This window comes from Amazonocrinis nigriterrae CENA67 (genome assembly GCF_016056305.1).
GTDB lineage: Bacteria > Cyanobacteriota > Cyanobacteriia > Cyanobacteriales > Nostocaceae > Amazonocrinis > Amazonocrinis nigriterrae.
In genome coordinates, this window is record NZ_JAECZC010000002.1 from 314,399 (window position 1) to 337,663 (window position 23,265).

19 protein-coding genes are annotated in these 23,265 nt (G+C 40.4%); 4 read left to right on the forward strand and 15 right to left on the reverse strand.

Annotation, left to right across the window (positions count from 1 at the left end):
* Window positions 1–25 precede the first annotated feature (25 nt).
* The gene (locus tag I8748_RS02840) at window positions 26–346 is read left to right on the forward strand and encodes a type II toxin-antitoxin system VapC family toxin (protein WP_225896292.1); all 321 of its coding nucleotides are present in this window, start codon (window positions 26–28) and stop codon (window positions 344–346) included.
* 116 nt (window positions 347–462) lie between these two features.
* Here the strand turns inward: I8748_RS02840 and csx2 are convergent, their stop codons facing one another.
* The 10 genes from csx2 to I8748_RS02890 form a co-directional block, all read right to left on the reverse strand.
* Complete coding sequence (gene csx2, locus I8748_RS02845) at window positions 463–1,731, reverse strand: TIGR02221 family CRISPR-associated protein (protein WP_198123152.1); 1,269 nt, start codon at window positions 1,729–1,731, stop codon at window positions 463–465.
* A 35-nt stretch (window positions 1,732–1,766) separates the two neighbouring features.
* Window positions 1,767–2,525: a CRISPR system precrRNA processing endoribonuclease RAMP protein Cas6 gene (gene cas6 / locus I8748_RS02850; protein ID WP_198123153.1), complete on the reverse strand. Its 759-nt coding sequence runs from the start codon at window positions 2,523–2,525 to the stop codon at window positions 1,767–1,769.
* A 5-nt stretch (window positions 2,526–2,530) separates the two neighbouring features.
* Window positions 2,531–3,814, reverse strand: coding sequence for a type III-A CRISPR-associated RAMP protein Csm5 (csm5, locus tag I8748_RS02855; RefSeq protein WP_198123154.1), 1,284 nt, complete (start codon window positions 3,812–3,814; stop codon window positions 2,531–2,533).
* A 4-nt stretch (window positions 3,815–3,818) separates the two neighbouring features.
* Entirely contained in the window at window positions 3,819–4,886 is a 1,068-nt protein-coding gene (csm4, locus tag I8748_RS02860) for a type III-A CRISPR-associated RAMP protein Csm4 (protein ID WP_198123155.1), read from the reverse strand.
* Entirely contained in the window at window positions 4,883–5,860 is a 978-nt protein-coding gene (gene csm3, locus I8748_RS02865; protein ID WP_198123156.1) for a type III-A CRISPR-associated RAMP protein Csm3, read from the reverse strand. Before csm3 ends, csm4 begins: the two co-directional genes overlap by 4 nt.
* Window positions 5,861–5,862: 2 nt before the next feature.
* A complete protein-coding gene (gene csm2 / locus I8748_RS02870; RefSeq protein WP_198123157.1) occupies window positions 5,863–6,339 on the reverse strand; it encodes a type III-A CRISPR-associated protein Csm2 in 477 nt (158 codons plus the stop codon).
* Window positions 6,340–6,343: 4 nt separating this feature from the next.
* Entirely contained in the window at window positions 6,344–8,635 is a 2,292-nt protein-coding gene (gene cas10 / locus I8748_RS02875; protein ID WP_198123158.1) for a type III-A CRISPR-associated protein Cas10/Csm1, read from the reverse strand.
* Between the two features lie 249 nt (window positions 8,636–8,884).
* Complete coding sequence (locus tag I8748_RS02880; RefSeq protein WP_198123159.1) at window positions 8,885–9,379, reverse strand: hypothetical protein; 495 nt, start codon at window positions 9,377–9,379, stop codon at window positions 8,885–8,887.
* Between the two features lie 715 nt (window positions 9,380–10,094).
* Window positions 10,095–11,021: a CRISPR-associated protein Csx3 gene (locus I8748_RS02885; protein ID WP_198123160.1), complete on the reverse strand. Its 927-nt coding sequence runs from the start codon at window positions 11,019–11,021 to the stop codon at window positions 10,095–10,097.
* Window positions 11,022–11,065: 44 nt separating this feature from the next.
* Window positions 11,066–11,371, reverse strand: a complete 306-nt coding sequence (locus I8748_RS02890) for a CRISPR-associated protein Csx3 (RefSeq protein WP_198123161.1) — start codon at window positions 11,369–11,371, stop codon at window positions 11,066–11,068.
* 91 nt (window positions 11,372–11,462) lie between these two features.
* Here I8748_RS02890 and I8748_RS02895 point away from each other — a divergent pair, with 91 nt between their 5' ends.
* A complete protein-coding gene (locus I8748_RS02895) occupies window positions 11,463–12,833 on the forward strand; it encodes a TIGR03985 family CRISPR-associated protein (RefSeq protein ID WP_214662389.1) in 1,371 nt (456 codons plus the stop codon).
* Here the strand turns inward: I8748_RS02895 and I8748_RS02900 are convergent.
* The 4 genes from I8748_RS02900 to I8748_RS02915 all read right to left on the reverse strand — a co-directional run bounded on the left by I8748_RS02900 (window position 12,810) and on the right by I8748_RS02915 (window position 16,496).
* Window positions 12,810–14,483: an NAD(P)H-hydrate dehydratase gene (locus tag I8748_RS02900; RefSeq protein WP_198123163.1), complete on the reverse strand. Its 1,674-nt coding sequence runs from the start codon at window positions 14,481–14,483 to the stop codon at window positions 12,810–12,812. The two genes, I8748_RS02895 and I8748_RS02900, sit on opposite strands and share 24 nt — an antisense overlap.
* A gap of 104 nt (window positions 14,484–14,587) precedes the next feature.
* Window positions 14,588–15,394, reverse strand: coding sequence for a hypothetical protein (locus I8748_RS02905; protein ID WP_198123164.1), 807 nt, complete (start codon window positions 15,392–15,394; stop codon window positions 14,588–14,590).
* Window positions 15,395–15,536: 142 nt separating this feature from the next.
* Window positions 15,537–15,755 carry a DUF433 domain-containing protein gene (locus I8748_RS02910; RefSeq protein ID WP_198123200.1) on the reverse strand — a complete coding sequence of 73 codons (219 nt, stop codon included), beginning with the start codon at window positions 15,753–15,755 and terminating at the stop codon, window positions 15,537–15,539.
* A 387-nt stretch (window positions 15,756–16,142) separates the two neighbouring features.
* The gene (locus tag I8748_RS02915) at window positions 16,143–16,496 is read right to left on the reverse strand and encodes a hypothetical protein (RefSeq protein WP_318781183.1); all 354 of its coding nucleotides are present in this window, start codon (window positions 16,494–16,496) and stop codon (window positions 16,143–16,145) included.
* Window positions 16,497–16,622: 126 nt separating this feature from the next.
* Between I8748_RS02915 and I8748_RS02920 the strand changes: the two genes are divergently transcribed.
* Window positions 16,623–16,811, forward strand: coding sequence for a hypothetical protein (locus I8748_RS02920; RefSeq protein ID WP_198123165.1), 189 nt, complete (start codon window positions 16,623–16,625; stop codon window positions 16,809–16,811).
* A gap of 310 nt (window positions 16,812–17,121) precedes the next feature.
* On the forward strand, window positions 17,122–18,177 hold the full coding sequence (gene mnmA / locus I8748_RS02925; protein ID WP_198123166.1) for a tRNA 2-thiouridine(34) synthase MnmA: 1,056 nt from the start codon (window positions 17,122–17,124) through the stop codon (window positions 18,175–18,177).
* Window positions 18,178–18,243: 66 nt separating this feature from the next.
* Here mnmA and I8748_RS02930 read toward each other — a convergent pair whose 3' ends face one another.
* On the reverse strand, window positions 18,244–22,968 hold the full coding sequence (locus tag I8748_RS02930) for a beta strand repeat-containing protein (protein ID WP_198123167.1): 4,725 nt from the start codon (window positions 22,966–22,968) through the stop codon (window positions 18,244–18,246).
* Window positions 22,969–23,265 lie beyond the last annotated feature (297 nt).

Genomic DNA, 23,265 nt, shown 5'->3' on the forward strand with positions numbered 1-23,265 from the left:
ATGGTGGTTAAATAATTAGCCAAAACTGTCTACACATGCAAGGCAGATTATTTCTAATCCAGAAAATATAATTTTTGTTAGTGCAGTCAGTGCTTGGGAGATTGCTATTAAGAAAGCAATTGGCAAGTTGTCAGCACCAGATAATCTTGCAGAAGCAATTTCTGTGAACTGCTTTGAACCACTTTTGATTACTATCGAACATGGTTCTAAAGCAGGAAGCTTGCCAAATTATCATAATGATCCTTTTGATAGAATGTTAATTGCTCAGGCTATGAGCGAAAATCTAATCATTATTAGCAGGGATACTCAGTTTAGCCAATATGGTGTCAGTGTTATTCCTGCTTAGGATCATTTATGGGGATAGGGGTGTGCGATCGCTGTTTGGGTTTAGAATTTGGGGGTGCGGGGGTGCGATCGCTAGATAACTACAACCAATCACCACAATAACAGCTAATTTTTAAGTTAACCAAGATACAGCGTACCTGTACTAAATATTTTCCTAGCTATTTGCTGATAGTTTTTAGCCTGATTTATTGCATTGGTTAAGCTACCTCTATCATTGCTACTTTTTGTATCTACTAAAGCGTGTGCAATACTATTACGTATTGGATTAACATCAAAGTAAAGCCTAGCTAAATCACTATTTTTATTTTGTGATTCATGCAGAAAATCCTTCATTGCCTTACGATCGGTTTCAGACCTTATTTCTTTACCATTTATTTCACAGAGATAAGTAATTATAGACTCAGCTAGTGTGATGTAACCAGTAGAATATCTGTGATTATCAAAGTACCATCCAGACAATGTTAGTTGATATTCAGATTCTTTTACTGAAGAACGGGAAAACTTTTTAGTAAAACTTGCTAAAATATCTTTTATATATTTAAAAGGAGTTTTTGCAACTTGGGTTTCTAATGAACTTTTTAATGCAGAACTCTTTTGCTTAATGTCATTAACAGAGTTAATATTAAGTGATTGCGATAGCTGTTCTATCTGATTAGCTAATTGACTTTCATTCTGAGATTTAAGTAGTTCAGCAATTAAGTAACCATCACCATAGCTTTGTAAACTGTATGCGCCTTTAATCCAAGAAGTCATGTCAAATAAGGGCTTTAAGTCAACTACTGGAGTATAATTTAATTCTCTAGTAACATCTAACATTCCATAATAAACACCAGCGATTTTAATTTGTTTTTCGTTCACTAAATCCTTAATAAAAGTTATAGTCAAGAATAAAAATAGTGATAAAGAGCGAAAAGAATGAGTTATATCAATATAAATTTCATCTCCTGGTTGAAGCAATGCAACAATTTGAAAAATTCTATCAAAGTTTTCCCATAATTCATCTTCGTTTAGACCGTATTTTATTAGTATACATTTGGAACGCTCTCCCAAGACTTTCTCTATAGGTGATAAATCGAGATAATTTACATCACTATCATATTTGAGTTCTTCAATCTGAATAGCTAAATTTAACCAGTAATCATCATCTTTTTGTACTTTATTTTCAGTGCAAAAAAAGCTATAAACTTCTTCCCACATTGATCTAACAGTGCCAATGAATATAATACCGTCTAGTTGAAAATGTTTATATAAAACTGAAGCCATAAATGTACTTTCATAGGGTGGCTGATTTCCAATTTTATATGTAGCTGGCTTGTACTTTCTTTCTTCGCGTGTTTTATTTACTAAATTGCCAACACCGATAGGTGAAATTAATATCTTAGCCATATAGATTGCACTCCTTATTTTTAGTGAATTTTGGATTATTTAAATGTTGTCTGTCCCATACCTAAACGTGTCTTCATCCCTGTACCAGCAAAACGTGCATATTGCACTAATAAGTTAGCGACATTCGCTAGTAAGGGATCAGCACGGTTAAAAACTTGTAATGTCACATCACCAACAAAGCCATTCACAAAACCTTTATTTAATTGCCAACTTCGCGTTTGAATTTTATGATTTTTGAGTAAAATTGCATTGCTAAGATAAGCAATTAATTCATCACCTCCTAAATAAACAGGTGCAAAATGATTCCAGCGTTCTAACCAACTGCGGAACATTAAGCTAGGTACAGGTAAAGGTAAGTTTGTGCTACCTTGAGCAAAAGTAGTAGGAGTCAGAAACCGTAAATCAAACCTTCTGATGGGTTCTGGTTCATTTGCCACTAAAGTTGTGTACAACTCTTCATAACTGGTGATTTCGTCTTCACGGTTGATGATATTAAATTTTGCTCCCAAAAATTCTAGATAATTTGAAAGATTGAGGTGAGAAATTGCTTTGGCTGAGACTTCATTTAATCCACACAAAGATAATTGATAAAATTCCTCTGGATGGAATGTTGCAAATTCTCTCGAAGTTGATATTAAACCGATAATTCCTGAGTAGGAAACAGCAGGAATTGCCTCACCTCCCATTTCTAAGCCTAACTTCTGATGCAGTTGTTTTACCAGTTCCAAGCTATAAGAACGTGGTAAAACTGTTGATTCGGATACATTTAATGTCCAGGTTGAATGAATTAGCATTAGTATTATAAACTCTTGAATTTAGCCCATCCCGGTACAAATTTGATTTCGCCATTATTACTCATTACAGTTCGCCTAGATTTTGGTGCTTCAAAACCAGGTGCTTTTATGCCACAAGTATCGCGGATATCTTGACGCAGTTCATCATCAAGACATAAACCAACGGTAGTTCCGTTCATTCCACTACCCCAACCCAATCTCAAGCTATAAGAACATTTTTCTGGTTCGTAAAATTCGCGGATATAATTAAAATCTAGGTTTTTGCCAGATGCTTTAGGATTATTTTTAATAGCTTGCCAATAATCATGTTCATAATCCCATTGTTCTTGGGTGAATTCTTGACATATTTGCAATAGTTCATCCAGATTATTAAAGGGTAACTTCATCCCTTGTTTATGTTTGAACCATGAAAGCATTTCTGTATCTAATGAAATGGTGAACTCTGTCTGAACATTTCGCACCATTTCAACATAGAGCGATGCTTTATATTTAGCTAAATAATCTGGAAATCTGCTAGAAACTATGACTTCAGCTACAACAGGTAAATTAATAGGTATTTCTTGACCTTTTTTAGTTTTGATTTTGTTTTCTAAAAGCGGTTCTGTATCTGTAATTTTGACTGCTCTTAAAAAATCTGTATTCGGCCCTTTACCTGAAAATTTTCTATCTTGATATGTCAGAATAAATTCTGAAAATAAGCTATCCATGAATAGCTCATCATCAACGAATTTTTGCTGATGTTGGTTAAGTTGTCCTAGCTTTTGTCTGAGGGTTTTCTCAATTTCGCTAACTCGTTTTGATGAAGGTACTTGATAACGGTCTGCGTGTTTCAATAAATGATATGCTATGGCTGTTCTGATTGCTCCTTTAATTGAAGAACCAGGGATAAATAATTGCCCCATACCATTGCGAATCATGGGACGCAAATCTGTAATTCTTTCTGATGCCAGTTTTTGACTGATGGCTTCTTTGGGAAAAATTGGATTATTATTTGTGTCGGTAGCATTCCACCATTCAGAACCAAAGGCTTGTTTTAACAGTTTGGTGATATCTTGACGTTCTTCAATTAGTTGAATATATTCGTTTAAAAATCTTCCTCCTTGCGCTAATAAACCTTTTGCTAATGCTTCCTGATTGGGAATATAGACTTTTCTATCTGTCTGGACATATTCAAAAGGATTTAATCTAGATACAGATGAGCCTATATGTAAAATTGGACTAGTCAACAGTATCTTTTTGGATTGATAAAATTCAGGTTTCTGGAGAGCAAATTCGGGAGAAACCACCATAATATTATTTCTCCTGTGCTTTAATTGCTAGATTTAAGCTAATACCGCTGCGGTAAATATGTCGATGTTTATCTTTATCAAAACTATTGGGTGTAACATCTGCTAACATTCCTTGTGGTGGTTTGAGAAATACAGAACCTTCACTAAACATTCGCACCATTTTACGCCGTAGGTGATTTTCAGCAATCCATCCACCCCGTTCTTGAATGTCATAGCTAGCTTGATTTAAAAAGCCATCTTGTAAGGATGTGTCCCAAAATAAACTCATGAGGGTGTGGTAATTTCCAGCAGAAAAATCGACTACGCTTTGCCAAGTTTCTGGTAAATCTAACCACTCTGCTTGAAATCTTCCCGCACCGCTAGAACGTTCTCCTCCAACTCCTTCTTCTCCCAATAAATTCAAAGCTGCTTGTAGCTTATTTACTAATTTCTCGCCTTCTGGAGATAATTGCAACAGAAAGTATAAACCTGCTGGATTGTCTTCCCAATCGAATTGAACAAAGCCTGTATGATAAAAGTTTGTAGCTCTAGTTACACGGTCTACAGCAATTTTTGGAACTTTATCTTTTTTAAAGGCTTTGCTGTATTCAAAGGTTTTTAATTTATTTAAGTCTCCATGAGATTTACCAGTGTTGGTATACTCGATTAATTCCTTAATGTCAGACTGTTGAAATCCTTCCTCTTGATACCATCTCTGCCATAACTTTAAGGGTAAGTAGTTAAGTTTTTTGTAGGTTTTGAAAAAAGCCAGATCATTATCAACAGGATATTTATTAGGAAATTTCAGAGGTCGGGGAAGATAGTAAATGATATCTTTCCCAACTTCTCGATAAATAAATGTTGAACTGATGCGAAAAGGTGGTATTAGTTCGCGTTGGTCTTTTCGGGGAAATTGGTGTAATAATTCTTCAACTTCTTGTTTACCAAATAATCGCGCATAGATGCTTACCCAAGCACTAAACAAAGTATCAGAACGAATGCGATCGCTTGTTTCTTCCATCCCAATTCCTACATCGCCAAAGTGCGCGGGACTGCGACCAAAGTTAAGTTTTACTAACTTCCAAACACTCATGATTCATTTCCTGGTAATAATCGTTGTTCGATATACTCACGTAAGCTTGCGAAGTTATCTAAAAGTGCTTGTGTGTTGGCGATGGGTTCTAATGTTTGTAAACCCGATGAACCGCCGGGAGTGCTGGTAATTTGACGGTATTGTGCCAAGCTACGATAGGAAAAATTGAAGTGTTGAAATCTGACTTTACCGTAACCTCTAGAACCATGTCCGCCAAGTGCATCATCTTCGAGAATGGCGAGTGCGATCGCAATATTTTGTAAGTCTTCAATGGCTTGGTCTTTATCTTCTACGGTATAAACCAATTCAAACTGAAATTTTGAGCCAGCAGGTACACGTTCTAACTGTCTGGGATTCGCCGCTGCTGTGACTCTATCAATACCGTTTTCAAATTTCCACTCAGTCATATATAAACCAGTGTCAACTTGCTTTAACTTTTCTGCTGATTCAGGTACTAAATGGCAATCTCGGATAATTAAGCGAGCCGGTGCGTTACGTCCACGATTAATTCTGACGTAATTTTGACCTTCTATTGTTTTAGTAGGAGTAGTTTCTGTGAATCCTTCTGCTGTTGCAGTGTTAATTGGCATCCAAAATTTTGACCCACCAGTAGAACCAAATAAACGACTTATTTGACAAGTATTAGCACCTTCATAAGCTACAAATCGTCCCTCTTCAACTTCAGTCAATCCATTTGCTAAATCATCACTTTCATAGCGCCAAGTACCACTTCCTCCTGTGCGATTTAGAGGCTTCTTTAATAACCTTTCCAAAGTAGAACGTAGTTTACCTTTGATTGATGAACCAGGTAAGTAAGGATATTTTGTTAGAGGATCACGAATTACAGGTTTATCCAATCCACCGATATCTAAATTTTCACCACCGCCACCAATGTGCAATCCAGTTTCAGCAGAAAGTTGACTAGTGAGGGTTAATTTACCAAGTAAGGGTTTTTGTGTGTATGATACTGGCATGATTATTTTCCACCTTCAGCTTTGTGATAAGCGATAATTGATTCGATTAATTGAACTAGCCGCTCAAAATCTTCTTTGCTGTGAACCCTATCAATAGCAGCTGACATGACATCACCTAATGGTTTGGCAGCTTTTTGTCTAGCTGCGGCGTATGCCAATTTCGGTTTCAGCAGCACTACTTCTGTTTCAATTTTGGCAAAATCACCTGTTTCAGCTAAATCAGCTTTGAGGCGATTTACAGCATCTAAAAATTTGCGAACTTGGTTTGTTTCTAATCGTTGTTGCTTCAGATAAGGGCCAAACTCTTCAGCGTGTTTAACTAATTTTCTGATTTCATATGCTTGTAAACCCTTGAAGTCATTAATAGTATTAATAATCTCTTCGACAATATTCTGTGTTTTACTAATATTGGCTTGAGAAACTGATTGCTTAGAATTTACAGGTAGAGAAGATTGTTTTGGTTTAATGGGTTCTGGCATATGATTATGATGATCGGTTTAAGAGTTCAATCCAAGTTGCGATCGCCCGAAAATACGGTGCATTATACGGGCTTTTTAAGGAAGTGCGAAAATCACTATCATCTAGTACATTTTTGGGTAATCTCGCCAAAGTATAAGCAATCTTTGGTAGATGCAAATAATAGCGAGTTCCTAAAGCCTCCTCTGATTTTTTATTTTCTTCTAATTTTTTATTTTCTTCTAATTTTTTTAAAGCTCGCTCTTGTATTTCTGCTGTAATCAGCAGGTTACGTACAAAATTACGAGAATAATTAACCCCAATATTTTGCCGTTCTAATCTTTCAACAAATGGGAGTATACCCAACATATTCGGTCTAGTTTCTGGATTTAGGTATTTTTGGTTTACTTCATCAAAATAGGTTATTTTTGCAGTTCCCAGCCATTCATCCCATTTAAAGACCTGACCAAATAGCCCTAAACTATCTCTGCCATTTTCTTTAGCAGCTTTTTCCAGCATTCTAGATTCATCACCAGCTTGATAAAGAGGAAATTTAAAATCTGCAATGCTGATTCCAGCAGATAGTGTAATGTCTGGATTATAACCTGTATAAGCACGAAAGCACTGGTAAACATCAAAGGCAAATTCTACAAGTTCATTCCAAGCTCCACTAACAAATAGATCATCTCCACCTGCGTATATAAATAGCAGATTGGGTCGTTTTTTTTCTGGATTTATTAGTTTAATATTTTCAGGAATGTTCGGTGGTTTACGTGTTGCTGCCAAACTATTGAGATATACCTTAAAGAAATAGCTTATATTGCGTGATAATCCAGCTATTCTAGGTAAAGTTTGCTTTTCACATTGACGTAATCCTCTGGCAAAAATCTGCCCTAGGTTGTCTACATCCATCTGTAAATAGCCAACCCTAGGAATTGCACCTGATTTTCTGGCTATTTCTGTCAATTCTTTAGCTGAAATAGGAACTCCTTTTTCTTCACTTTCTTGAGCATAGTTTCCCAGTAGCAGAGGAATAACATTACCAGTAAGATAGTGCTTTACAGTCCAGTTATTCACCAAAAACGCAGTTTCATAATTGTGAATATTTACTAAATCTTCTCTCTGCTTAAATAAATGGTAGTAAACTATTTGATTTGGTAGCCTTAATGTTAATTTTTCTTTTTCTGCATTTGGAATATTATCTCGTTCAGGCGATCGCACGATAGCATCTAGCCGCAATAACTGACCTCCCAAACGAAACATACTGCAACAAGTTTCACAAGCCAAAACTGAATCTGCCTCATGAGGATTAAGCGGTTTTAAATTTTCTACATCATCTCTGTGGCAGACACGGCATGGTTCATGGCTATCACGAGGTTCGGTAAACTTACTCATTTGATTAGCAAATTTACGAGATTTATGTACAGCTAGCTGAGTCGTTACCTCTGACCAATGAATAGAAAATTTTTCAGTTGTAATATCCGCAATGGGAAATTTTAACAAATCCAGTGCAAGAAAAATTTTGCCTTCAAATTCATCTAGAAGCCATTCATTAAAATCTTCACGCAGTTGCTCTACTGTCTTTTTAGTATTGTCTGTTTCATCTGCCAAAATATATAAATTTCCACCGCCAGCATAAATTACATTGGTACGGGGAAGGTTTAACCTGATCAACAATTGCTGTACTACTTCTTCTGTAACTAATTCTAAATAAAAGCTTCTAGCCCGTAGCGATTTAAGCGCACCGTCTGAAGAAATAGTAAAGATAAATTTTTGAATACCTGATAAGTCACCTGCTATTAAATTTAATTCTGTTGTCTTGGGGTTTTTAGCAATAGCAGCAGCAACAGCAGCAGTAGTTCTTGCTATATCGACCAAAGCAATATCAGATTCACCAAAGCTGAGAAAAGAACCGAATTTTTCTAAAATTAAAGTTAGTAGAGAAAGGTTTTGCCAATCGTCATTGTTTAAATCGTTTATGGCTGTTTTAATTTCTGTTTTGAGTTGTCTGAAATCAGTTATAGTTTCTAATTGAGGATAGGGAATAGTGGGATTACTATTCTCAATGGCTTTTGCTTGCCAATAATGCTGTTTATCTTGAGCTTTATCTAATTTCACATAATCAAATAACAAACGTAAAGCCTTGAGTTCGTGCTTATCGCTCCAAGACAAAATTTGCTTGGCTTTGGTCACAATATGGTCGTCGGTTAAGCGAGGACACTTATTGATTAACTGTGGATCAGCCCACTTTGCCAACAAGGTAACGGCTTGTTGGACAATTTGCAAGGCAGCATTGAAGGTAGCTGAGGTTTGTATCATGGGACATCTATATTAGATCGTTTGATAAGTTCTGGCGATCGCGTTAGTTGTTGTTGGCTGTGTGCAATTATATACCATGCTGGAAGTAGACTCTTCCAAAAAGCTTGTGCTAATTTACTACAGTTAGCAAGTAAAATTGATACACACTAGCTTAGGTTCTAAATCTAACAACTGTAACAATCCTTAGTTACAACAGAGTAATAAATTACCCTGTTGTAACATCTAAAATTTAGTAACAATTGCTACTAGCTATCGATTTTTTTCAACTTGGCTAGATTTTGGTGAAACTTCCAAGTCTAGTTTTACTTTGATACCTTCTGAAGCTTGACTAATTAGCATTACTACGACTATGAAACCAAGAGTACCAATAAAAAATAATGGGACTTGGCTGGTAAGTTGTTGCTCAAGAAATTTTAGGAATACTGCCAAGTATTGCAATCCTGCATTATTTCTAGGTGTTTCTGGGATATCTCGACTGTTTTTTATTTCTGGTAACTGGCTATGTTTTGTTATCTTGGGGGCTGAAGTCTCTTTTGCTGTGGGTACAGAGGAATTTTGCAGAGATGCCGAATCTTCATTTTGAAGTGGCGTTAATTCTATACTATCGGCAGATTCAATCTTTGTAGAGTTACTACTCGAGTTAACGGGAAGTGTAGCGTTTGTGGGTTGTGTCCCGCAGTTATTAGCAGATGAATCTTCTTTGGATACAACCAAATTTGTGCAGACAGAATGCTTTTCTGACATACGGCTCCTTATATTTGAAAAATCGAAATTTCTTTAAGAACAACTGCACATTCGAGTAATAGTCCTAAAAGAACTACTGTATATTTAAGTAATGATTGGAATAAATTTTTACTCTGACATACGTTATGTAGTATGGTATTTTGGATAGTTTCCAGCGTAACACAATGTAATTTCAACTAACAGTAGTAGTAAAATATAAATGTAAGTAACAATTCATGCAAGTATTGACAAATATAAAACCTTGACTTTTTCAACCAAATATTTATATACTGCTTGAAGTAATATTCAGTAATTCAAGATTTATATTTCCAATAGCAAAATTTTTCAATACACCCCGAAAGGGGATTGAAATATGCAATCCTTGAAGAAACGCTGAATATTCGAGTATTCTATTTTTTTACTTCCCCTCAAGGGGACTGAAAGCTTTATAAATTCCTGTATAACCTAAAAAATTTATAGCCAATCTTTACTAGTTGCTAAAAATCAACTCTAAAGCGGAAAAGTTGTGTTTAAAGCTATATAGCATTAAATAAAAAATCCCCATAGGGGGATGAAAACTAATTTGTAATCTTGTAATTTCTATTAAAGCCCAGGCGAATGGAATTCGCGGCTACACAGACTCAACTCGCCTGCGCGGGTTAAATACCTTGATTTTGCATTAGTCCGCGTAGGCGGACGAGAGTTTGTATAGCCGCGATTTCTAATCGCCAAGGCTTCACCCCCTACACAATCCCACCAACAACTGTGCTAACGCCTGCACCATCGGACGACGAGAAACATCCTCTCCCCGTTTGAGGGAATGAACGCTACCAGTTAACAAAGGTGAATGAGTATCAATTTTATCTTCTTTCCCCTGATAATCACTATCAAGATTAGCAATAATAACTAGATTCAAATCCCGACAAAACTCTTCCCACAAAGGAACTTTTTCCTTACCCTCATCGCCTGCTAAAATCACGGCATGAGTAGCTTCACGCATAATCACACGATTTTCTTCAGTCATTCTCCCACCCACATCAATAATGTTGAGTGGTGTACTCGCACTCCGCACCCAACCAGCCGCTTTCTGTGCAAACTCAGCAGTAAACTTAGCTTTGTACTCATCCTTCAGCCGTCTAGCTAAATCAAGATCTCGCCGTGCAGCATCGGAAAACCAAGCACCTTCACCATCTGGACAAGCTGTAATCACATAAGGATAGGGTGCGCCTTCAATATTGCTGATAGCCTGCTTTAAACCTTCACGCAGACATGATTTACCAGACTGTGGAGGGCCACAAAGTACAACTTTGATAATTGGCTTACCCTTTTGCTGCGGTTCGTCGGTTTCAATGAGTTCGCCTATCTTGTATGCCGGAGTTTGGGAAACCGCTGTGATGAAAGTCTTGTATCCTGGTCTGCCAATTTTGGGGTCAAAAACTGCGATCGCACCATAAAGCTGAGATATCTTATGTGCTATCAAATAACTAACAGCAACCGATGCTGGGCCATCAATTTTCAGCAGTTTTCCCCCAGAAAGTTCACCTGATGCTACCATCTCCTCTAAACGTGCCGCCGCATCCCTAATTACTTGGTCGCCATTGGCAGGTGTACCAAACCTGACTTTTAGAACGTCGCCTTCTAAATTAATGTGATACGTTGTCATAGAACTTATTAATAGCTATACCTATCTTTTGAATCAATCAAATATCAATCAATTAAGTCTCCCAGTTTATACGCTGGATTGTGTGTGATACAAATCACATATTTACCTAACTTAGGATCAAAAAAAGCAACTGCTCCGTAGATATGAGCAAGTTTATGTGCTAGAACAAATGCTACAGGTATAGAAATCGGGCCGTTGATTTTGAGTAACGACCCTCCTGTCAGTTCTCCTGATGTAGCCATTTCCTCTAACCTGGCTGCTGCATCCTTGACAATTTGGTCATTTTGGGCGGGTTCACCAAAACTAACTCGTAAAATTCCTTCTTTTAGCTCGATTTTGTACGTAGTCATGATTTTTCACCTCATTTGATTGCTACATCATACAACCACTTGGAAGAAGTACCTTCCAAAAAGCTGTATCTTATGAAATATATTTATTGAGATGCGGCTAGTGTCTTTTCTTGTTTTTCAGGATGTTCCACAGGTTGAGCTATTGCAGTGGTTAGCACGCGGATCACTCAAACAAAATCTCCTGCGAGCAATACGCTTGTGGGTATGGTTGCGATCGCTCTATGGTGAAAATTCAGAGCGTGTAATTTTAGACGATTGTTTCTCTTATGCAGACTGGCGGAATGCATTCTTCAGTCCCACACATCCTAAAGGAGAAGAAATCCCCTCAAAACACGATTCTCATTGTCTATGCGCCAAAACCACAGCCGAGTGGTTATTCAATGAAAAAACAGGAATTGTTCCTAGCCAGTGGCAAAAATCAATGCTTGCTCACACTGGTATTGATGCATCCGCTTTAGAAAAACTCTTGCAACAACCCTTGTTTGGTGTAACTCGTCGTTCCTTGCAAAGCGATCTAGAAACCTTAGCAAAATTGGGTTGGCTGATATATAAAAATCAAAAATATTACCGTGTCAGCGAATTTCCGCCACGTCCAGTTACGTTAACAAATGAAACTAACTCTAGCAAACTGAGTGCTTATGAATTGAATTTTCTTCACCCAGATTTGGTCGAAATTGTTCAAAATCATTCCCAAAAAATCAATGGTATTCAGCGTTTTTTCTTGCAATTGGATTATGTCATACCCAGCAGTACTATCGATTTAGTCAGTAATTGGCAATACGAGTTAAGACAATTGTGGTCAAAGACTCCAGTCCCGCCAATCAAACTTACATATAATAGTGCAAAAATAGGTAAATTTGTCACCTGTGTTGTTTATCCAGTTTGTATTTATTATATGCAAAGAGCAGTTTATCTCTGTGCTTATGGTGAAAGTCCAGATCGAAAAAGTAACTGGTATAATTTTCGTCTTGACCGGATTCAAGACATCACAACTTTAGAATGGAATAATGCACAAATACCCCAAAATTTACAACAGCATTATCCCAAATTTTCTTGCCTAAGTCCAGATTATATCGCTCAGGAAATGTCTAATGCTTGGGGGTTTGATTTCTACTTGCCCTCAAGCCTGATGTTGCTAAGATTTGACCGTGATTACAATGAGCGCTACATTCAAAATACCATCCGACACGAGACTTTTAAAGCTATTACTTATCAACAAGCACAAAGTTTGATTTGTCATGAAGTTACCCAACTACAACACCAGGAATCATTATTAAAAATATTGGTGAATCGTTCTCCGCAAGACGCTTACTACCAAGTTTATTACCGTCATTCAGATAATGGCATTATGATGCGCTTGCGTGCGTGGCGACCAAAATGTGAAGTTATCTTTCCCTATGAACTAAGACAAAGTATTGCTGCTGATGTATTCAAAGAATTACAACTTTATAAACAAAATTGATGATTTTAAATACTGTGTCAATGTAAACGCGTCTACGCCTAATTCAGTGCGTTCTTCGGCTGCGAGGATACCCGCTTGCGAATGCCACCAAGCAGCAGTTGCAACTATGTTTTCTACAGCAATTTGTTTAGTTACTACTTGTGCCAACAATCCACCCAGTAGCCCAGTTAACACATCACCACTACCACCACGCGCCAAAGCAGGAGTACTTTCGGGATTAATCCAAACTAAACCTTGGGGGTTAGCGATCGCTGTCCTCGCTCCTTTCAACAATACCACAGCCCCTGTTTGTGCTGCTGCTTCCCTCACAGCTTTGACTCTATCAAGCTTGGGATCAGCAATATCGGGAAACAACCGCTGAAATTCACCAGTATGGGGTGTGAGTATTGTTGTGGCTTGTCGCTTTTGTAACGTGGGGATAGTTCCCATTTGTGCCAGAATATTTAAACCATCAGCATCGATAATTAAGGGGCGATCGCTTGCTATTACTTCTTGCACAATGGCAGTAGCATCTTTTGTTAAACCAGGGCCAATAGCGATCGCATTAAAGGAACTTAAATCAGTCTTTTCTGGTAATTGTAGTTGAGCGATCGCTCCAGTTTCCGTTTCTGGGCAACCAACAATCAGCGCTTCTGGCAAATGCGACACCAAAAGCGGTTTCAAAGATTCTGGAACCGCAATTGAGAGCATTCCCACACCACTTGAGCGCGCCCCCAAAGCAGTTAAAATTGCACCACCAGCATAGCGACGCGAACCGCAAATCAAAAGTAAATGTCCTTCTTTATACTTGTGGGTAACGGGTGGACGGGGTAGCGGTAGAGTAGCCAGTGCTGTTGCTGGTGTAATACGTTTAATTTTGGGTGTATCCCCCAGAACAGCTTGCACATCAGCCAAAGGAATATCAAAATCGATTAACTCAGCTTTGCCGAGATAATCTAAAGCCTGGTCTTGTAACAAACCCAACTTCCACAAGCCCAAGCAAAAGGTGTGAGTAGCGCGAATGGCAGTACCTAATACCTCACCCGTATCGGTATGCAAACCAGAAGGCAAATCGATACTAATAATTGGCTTATCCCATTCATTCAGTTGATTAATTGCAGCAGCAATAGAATCGGTAAGCGTTCTTTCTAAACCAAATCCAAACAACCCATCAACCAAAAAATCACAATCTGGCAGCTGTTCTATGTCTTGGTAATATGGGATACCTAAACTCCGAACATACTGTAAGTGTTGCGAGGTTAATTCCTTAAACTTAGAAAAAGGAGAATAAATCCAAACCTCATACCCACGAAAGTATAATTCACGGGCCACCACCAAAGCATCGCCCCCATTATGACCAGGGCCTACAAGAATTCCCACACGGCTGCTTGAAAACAATAGGGGGGATGAGGAGGATGAGGGGGATGAGGAAGTAATTTCTCCCCCTACACCCCTACTTCCCTGCACCCCTGCACCTCTGCACCCCTGCACCCCTGCACCCCCTCGTTCAAACAGAGGATAGATTTCCTGAATGCGACGAGCAATTAGTCCCGCTACCTTTTCCATCAAAGCTGCTACAGGCATTCCGGCGGCAAAGATACGCTCTTCAATATCCCGCATTTGCCCAGCAGTTACGACAACTTGTGAAATTTGTTCTTGTCTGTTTTGCATCAGTTTTCAGTTTTCAGTTGTCAGTTGTCAGTGGTCAGTGGTCAGTTGTCAGTTGTTATTCTCCCCTGCACCCCTGCACCCCTGCACCCCTGCTCAGCACTTATTCACTTTCCGTAGTAAACTCTAGCATCACCAAATCCCAAATTGTGCAGGCGGTTGTTCCATTCTTCTGCTTCTGTTCGCCGAGGAAAAGGGCCTACTGCTACATGTGGGCCTCGCGGTGATTGTCTTTGAAGTATAAAGCCATACAGTCCTGTACTCTGTCTGATCCTTTGTGCGATCGCGGGTAACTCTTCCGATTTAGCAGGTATAGCTACATAGTAGCTAGAACTTTGTCTTCTATAAACGTCTCTATCACCCCTATTAGGATAAGTAGGTATTTGTTGAGCGTTACCAGAGCTAACAATCTGTGCGCCGTAAATACCATATGACTGGAGTTGTCTGACCCGTTCTTGAGCGCCAGATAGTCTGCTAAAAACTCCCGACTGAATCACAGAACGTCCTTGGTATGAACGGATGTAAGCTCCTGGTTCAATCCTACGTACTTGTTGCAGGGTTTGGTAATTATAATTATCAACGTAAACTAAGTAACGCTGAAAATTCTGCCCATATTGCCCATATTGATTAAACTGCACTGATTGAGAAGGCACAAACTCCTGCACTGATTGAGAAGGCCCAAACTCCTGTACTGATTGGGAAGGTTGCAACTGCGGTAAAGGCTGCTCCCCATAGGGTATCGTTTGGATATCTGGCGGTGGCGGTAAGCTGTCAACTACTCCTTGCTGAGCCAGTAACAAATTGCTGTTGTACATTTGCGCTTGTGCTGGAATTGATGGGGATAGCACCGCCAAGCCTCCCAAGAACAAAGACACCATCTCAAGTCTGATAAATTTACCCCGTATTTTCGACATAGTAAATTCTACGTAAAATTAATGATGATATTTTAATCACTTACCACTGTGGCTGCACCCTTTGGTGCTGTGTCTACAATTGCCAAAATTTTAGGGATCAGCACGCTTATATCTGCTAATCGATGAGACGGTGCTTGTAACACTATGCAACCAGCTTCAGAATCTGCGCTTGTGCGGCTTCCAGAAAAGCAATCACCTGTTCTCGCTTCACTGTGGGAAATCCCTCTAGAAAATCATCAATGGACTCTCCCGCCTTCAAATAATCCAGCAGGGTTTGCACAGGTACTCGTGTTCCTGCAAAGACTGGTGTACCACTCATTACATTTGGCGATGCGGTAATGATTGCTGACTGACTTATCATCCTTTTCTTAAGCGCTGCATTCATAATATCAACCATAAATCAAACAGCTGCAATTGCAACTTGAACAGCTGCGATCGCCGTTTTCAGTTTACTTAGGACTTACGCAAAAAACCTCTCAAACTCTCATTTCTCTGTGTCGCGCCAGTTGCTTCAACGGGGGGAACCCCCGCAACGCACTGGCTTCTCTGTGCCTCTGTGGTTCGTTTTTCCATGACCTTTGCGTAAGTCCTGTTACTTTCTAAAATACTCCAAGTATTACTTAGAGTAATCAGCAATGTAAGCATGGTAAGGGATACAACCAATAAAAAAGCACCCCCTTCAGGGATGCTGTAAACAAATGATTAAACGCTTATTTCATAGTGCTATTGGCTCAACAGATTAACTACCTCACTCAGGAGTAACTTGACCTTGTATAGGGTGTATAGCCTTTCTTGCTCGTACCTGTCTGGGTACTCCATCCTTTTGCCTTCCTGCGAAAATCGCGCTCAGCGCTATTTGCTCAGTAGTTGGTTCACTCATCTCATCAAGTGCTTCCCCAATACTTTGAATACTTCCAAAGCTCGGTGATTTTATTCCTCTGCCTTGTCTAATTTGGTATAAAGCTAATCCTGGGAATACCATTAAAGAGGTGATTAAGCTATTTTTGTACCCTGCATTTCCTGTTGGCTTGATGCTGTATCGTAAGCACAACGCTTTTAACTCTTGAAGCGTCATCGCTTCAAGTTCTGAACGTCTAAACATACAATAGAATTGTCCATTTCTAACGTGGATATTGGCGGGTACTGCCCTGAGAAAGTTGTTCCCGCCAATTATTTATTAAACAGGTGTATACGCGCGTTTCATTATATTTAGTTACATTTTGATACAATGCCGAACCCTAAAGGGAATCCAGAAAGTCTAAAACCTTTCACCACAGATAGAGAAGAACCTATGACAACTTCTATTAGCTTTAGATGCACTGAGTCAATGAAGGAAGAAGTCAAAGCACATGACGACCCCGCCGAGTTCTGTAGACGTGCGATTCAGAAAGCGCTAGATGAAGAAAAAGGGAAATAGGCACAAGATAAGTTGTATCTCCAAGCGTATATGCAGTAACCTTGTGAACTACTGATTAATCAGCAAGACGCTCTTTGAATTTGTGAACTGACATTACCAAACTCAAGACAGCGAAAAGACTTCACAGAAACTGAAGTGCTTCGCTACCAAGGCTTTGAAGGATATATGCTAGAATTGGACAGTCACGAAGTTACCGTGTCAAGCTTGTATGAAAAGCCTCTAATTGCATACGGAGTTTAGCGTTACCGTTACAAAGGATTTTTAATTTTTAATCCCCAAAACGGTACTAGCTTAGCAAAATATTAAAGATATGAAAAAAGTCGTAGTTGGTCTTTCTGGTGGCGTTGACAGTTCTACCGCCGCTGCTATCCTACATAATCAGGGCTATGAAGTGATTGGTTTGACCCTTTGGCTGATGAAAGGCAAAGGACAATGTTGCTCTGAGGGAATGATCGACGCGGCTTATATCTGTGAACAACTGGGGATTCCCCATCAGGTTGTGGATATTCGAGATGTCTTTCAGACAAATATTGTTGATTATTTGGTAACTGGTTATAGCGCGGGAATCACGCCTTTGCCTTGCTCCCAGTGCAATAAAACAGTCAAATTTGGGCCAATGGTACAATATGCCCGTGAGCAACTGGGATGCGATCGCATTGCCACGGGTCATTATGCCCAAATTAGCTATGACGAAGCTACTGGGCGTTACCAGCTATTAAGGGCTGTTGACCGCAACAAAGACCAATCATACTTCCTCTATGATTTGTCTCAGGATTTACTAGCTGCCTCTGTATTTCCTCTGGGTGAATTGCAAAAAGCAGACACCCGCCGCATCGCTGCTGAATACGGACTAAAAACCGCTGATAAGCCAGAAAGTCAAGACTTGTGTTTAGTGGAAAGTAACGGTTCCATGCGGGCATTTCTGGATAAGTATCTTGCCCCCAAAAAAGGCGATATTGTGGATACCACAGGCAAAGTTTTAGGACAGCATGATGGTATCCATCACTACACCATTGGACAGCGTAAAGGATTGGGTGTTGCTGCCGCCGAACCGCTGTATGTGATTGAATTAGATGCAGTCAATAATAAAGTGATAGTAGGCGATCGCACTAAGGCAACCCAACTAGAATGTACAGTCAATCGGGTCAACTGGGTTTCCATAGCTGAACCATCAACCCCAATTCATGCCGAAGTGCAAGTTCGTTACCGTTCCACCGCTGTACCAGTGACAGTTATACCTCTGGAAAACTCCCGTGTGCGTCTGGTGTTTGATGAACCCCAGTTCAGCATCACTCCCGGACAAGCTGCGGTGTGGTACGACGGGGATAAAGTATTAGGTGGCGGCATTATTGAACAATTTAGTTAAAACTTAAAGTTGCCCCATCCGCTTATGCGGTGGGGCTTCCAACTTCATAGAGAAATGCCGCATTGCTTAGAAAAACCCAAGTCCAACAGAGACAGGATTACTTCCTACCCCATAGTTAACAGGAGTCGCGAAAGTACCATTTCCCATATTAATTAGTACCGAAATATTGTTTTTATTAGCATTAGCTGCCACTATGTCGGGTTTGCCATCTGCATTCACATCTCCTACAGCTACAGCATGTAAACCAGCACCGGAACCGCCGGCTGTGTAGCTAACACTAGGCAAGAATGTACCAGGACTAGCTGCATTGTTCAGAAGAACGGACACCGTACCATCATAGTAATTCCCTGTCAGTATATCGGGACGCTGATCGCCATTAACGTCTGCGACCACCACACTCTCCGGAAAATTGCCTACTGCATAGCTAACAGCAGGTTGAAGTGTGCCATTACCGTTGCCTAACATGACTTTGACTACTTTATCAATTTGACTAGTCACAACATCAAGTTTGCCATCTCCGTTAAAGTCTCCTACTGCTACACCTTCTGGGTTTGTCCCTACTGGAAAGTTACCTACTGGTGTAAATGCACCATTCCCAGTGTTGCGTAGCACTGTCACATTATATGAATTTGCATTTGTGACTATCAACTCAGGTTTAGCATCACCATCTAAGTCCCCTATAGCTACACCGTTTGTAGAACTGACACCCCCACCAAGGGCATAATTAACCCCAGGTTTAAAGCTGCCAGTGCCATCATTGAGTAGCACGGTGACATTATCAGTACCCCAATTGCCTGTCACTAAATCGGGTTTACCATCACCATTTAAATCTCTTGCTGCTAACTTGCTTGGGTTGGCAGAAGCACTTAGGGTATAGACAACGGGTGCGGCAAAAGCACCATTTCCTTGACCCCGTAGTACAGAGACTTGACCGTTAAAGCCGTTCCTATTTGCCAAAGCTACGTCAGGTTTGCTATCTCCGTCAAAGTCTGCTACCGCTAAAGCCAAGCTTTCTGGAGAAAGACCAGCCGAATAGTTAACTGCGGGCGCAAAACCACCACTGCCATTACCTTGTAGCACTGAAACAGTATCTACCCCTAAATTTGCCGTTATGATATCCAGTCCACCAAGATTAAGGTTAGCTTCAAAAGCTCCAATGTCAATTCTGCCTTGTACGACGCGATTAAAACCTGTGCCACGTTGGTCTGTGAGTGGTGGTGATGCAAAGGCTGGGTCACCCGCATTAATGGCAAGACTGCCAGGAAGTAAGGCGTGTGTGGGAGTTGCACCACCGTTGTTTTGCAGAGGGCCAAGATTGGCAGAGACACCCGTGATGTTGCCAGTGGTGTTGCCTGTGATGACTGCACCAGAAGTATTGCCAATTAAGTTGTAACCATTAGAGGTGAGAGTGCCGTTGAAATCTGGATTAGAGGGGGCAATATTTCCGGCAATGATCGTGTTTTTGGCATAAACAGTAGTGCCGTTACTATAAATACCACCTTCACCAATGCTTGCTGAGTTGTTGTAGATAGTACTGTTTTGCAAGTTCATCGTTGTGCCAATGTTAACAGTCGCTATGCCTCCGTAGCGACCTGCTGATTGGTTACCAGAAATCGTGCTGTTAATTATTGTCAAGACTGCACCATTGTTGCCAGCATTACTGATACCGCCAATTTGGAAGCTGGCATAGTTATTAGCGATGGTGCTATTTAGCACTGTCATCGTTCCATAGTTATCAATGCCGCCGCCGTTTTCCGCCTTGTTACCAGAGATCAAGCTATTAGTGATTGTGACACTGCCATTGTTATTAGTAATACCACCGCCGTTATTAGGACTGCCACCGATGCGATCGCCATTGGTAATTGTTAAGCCGTTGATAGTGGCAGTTACCCCATTAATGGTAAAAATACCAAACTTGGGAGTGCTAGCAACTGTACTCCGTTGCACAGTTAATAGGTTAGCGCCAGGGCCGTCAATGGTGGTGTTATTAGCGTTAGCACCGCTAATATCTGGTAGCGCTGACTTGAGATTGATAGTTCCTGATGCCCCCGCACCGCTGAATGTAATGGTATCGGCATCTGCAAAAGCGATCGCATTCAGCATCGCCTGCCGCAAGGAACCCTCTTTAAGACTATAGTTAACTGTGTCGTCGTTGGTATTAATGACTACCGTATCATTGGCAGTAATAGTAACTGTGGCAGAGTTAGCAACAGAGTCAATACCATAGGCTGAATTAGCTGCCAGATTCAATTTCAGCGTCTCATCTGCCTCAGCATGGATATCATCAATTGGTGTGAGAGTCACAATCACAGACGACTGTCCCGCAGGAATAATCGCAGTTCTAGTTGCACCCGTGCCAGAAATATTGCCACCACTGAGGGTATAGTCAACTAAGAAAGCACCACCCGTGTTGCTAGTGACAGTACTACTGTTATCAATTGCTAGATTCACTGTTAAATCAGTAGCAGTGTCACCAGTGCGAGTGATTGTGAAAAAGCTTGTTGTGCCAGTTTCCGTCGCTTTGATGGGAGAAGCAGTAATGCTAACAGTTGGCAAGTCATCATCATTATTAATCGTTAGCACGGCGTTAGAAATCGTTGTACCAATATTGCCTGCACTGGGATTAACTAAAGTCAGGACAACATTTTCATTTTGCTCATACTGAGTATCTCCAGCTATGGGAATAGATGCAATTGCAGAAGTATCTCCAGGATTGAACACAACAGTAATAGAGGTGTTGTTGTAATCAATTCCTATATTTGCAGTTGCGCCACCTGTGCCACTAGGTGCTTTACCGTTGGCTAATTGCAGCTGTACCGTATCTGTACTGCTGGTATTGCCAGTGCGGTTTACTTGCACTTTGGCAAATGTGGTGAAGCCAGTGGCATTACCTTCGATCACTGTATAGCTGGCAGCACTAAAGTCAAAAGTCGGGCCTGCATCATCATTCACAATCGTGCCGATTCCTTGATTGTCAGCAATTGTGGCATTATTGGCGTTGCTGAACTGAACCAGAAAAGTTTCATTATTTTCGTAGAAAGTGTCACCAATAATCGGAACGCTGATTGTTTGGGTTGTCACCCCCGGATTAAAGGTTAAAGTACCTGTGGTAATGGTATAATCACTTGGCAAATTAGCTGTGTTATCAGTCGTGGCATAATCTACAGCGATGGTTTTGTCGCTTGCTGCCGAAAGGCTAACGGTGAAAATAGCATTTGTGCTGCCGCTATTGCCTTCATTCAAGTTGACATCATCAATAACAATGCTAGGGAAATCATCATCGTCAATAATTGTATAGGTGGCAGTCTGCTGACTACCCAAACTTGCCCCACCTGTAGGATTAACTAACTTCAGTTTGATGGTTTCATCTATCTCATCTTTTGTATCTCCCAAGATGGGAATTATTACATCTTTGCTCGTTTCTCCAGCTGCAAAGTTGACGGTTATCGGCAAATTGTTAGTATAGTCCTCGCCAAGGGTGGCTGTACTACCATCATCTAATTGCACATCCACGCTGACTTCCCCATCAGTACCACCTGTACGTTGAATTGTGGCAACGACTTGACCTACTGTGCTGTTATTACCTTCATCTGCACTATAAGAAGCTGCGGTAAATGCCAAACTTCCAGAAACTACTGGGACAGGAATTGGTGGTTGGTTACTGTTGCCAACAGTAAGATGAATTTGCACAACTATGTCGTCATAGTCAAGTTCACCGCCGCCGAATGTATCCTCAAAAGCAAAAGTGTTATCTGCCAACAAACGAATGTGGTCAAGCTTGTCGGGATTTGCTTGCAGATAAGGAAAGTAAACATTCACTCCGACACCAGGCTGACTGAAGAATTGTTGCAAATTGCCGTTGGCAATTATGTAGGGTGCAAACAGTCCTCCCCCCTCTATATTTGTTGAGGTTGCACCGTTGTCTAGACGCGTCGCAGTTAATACACTTTGTCGCATAGCTGCTAGCGCGTAACCAGCCTCCCCAGGAGTAATTGCTTTACCACTCAACGGATCAATTACTGTGCCACTGGCATCAGTGATTTTGTACAAGCCAACGGAATTGTTATACACAGCGTTGCTGTTGAGGCTAAATTCTGCTGTCACCTGACCGCTTACACTCTGCAAATCAATGATTTCCCTTTGTTGCTGTCCTTGCAATCCTGTCCCTAGCAAAGAGGGAGTATTGACTAGTTCCATAGACAGCACTAGGTCGTTGAAATCGCGATCGCCTCCTTTAAGCTGGTCTTCCCAAGCTAGATTGAATTTGTTGTTACCTTGGTCTTGGATTTGCAAATGGTTGAAGTGATCGCTATTAGCTGCATTCAAGGCAAAGAATACATTCGGTGGAGTTTCCCCATTTGCTAATTTCGCCTGTAAAGTATCAGTGGTGCTGTTTGCTACCATGTAAAAACCAAAGTGTTGCCCAATGTTGTAGCTTAATTGACGCACAAAGTTTATCCCGCCAGATAATTTGTTGGTGATAGCAGAGAAAATTACTTGTGCTTTACTCAAAGCTGCTGCTTGATAGCCTTGTTGACCTGGGGTGATGCCATTTACCCTACCTTTATCGTCATCGAGCAGGTACACCCCGATTTCATTAACAAACGCTGCTTGGTTTTGTGTCAAGGTAAACTGGAGATTGGCACTACTCCCAATGACGCCGTTTAGCGAAAAAATATTACTCAAACCGTAACTATCGCTAATACTTAATTTATCAATACTGGCTAGAGACGAAAAATCGTTGTTAGTTGGGAGTATGCCTAGCTGGTTGTTAGCATTCAGGTCGTTCATTCGAGTTTCAGCTATACTAAGCGAGGATGATTTATCAGAATACTTACTGATATATTTCCCTTAGTTTTGTATAAATTAACAAGTTGTTCACTAAAAATTTTTTCAGTGCTTTCCAGTCCGGTGCCACAAGCTTCATCGCTGTAATGCCACCCGCTTTACTCAACTGCACGAAATCTTTACGGGAGTGAAGGGGTTTCCAAGAAATAAATTATCCATCTTGTAGGGTGGGCATCCAGCCATAAATGCAAAAGACGGGTGAGGACACCCATCTCACAAGAAAATTTGGCATATTCTTTG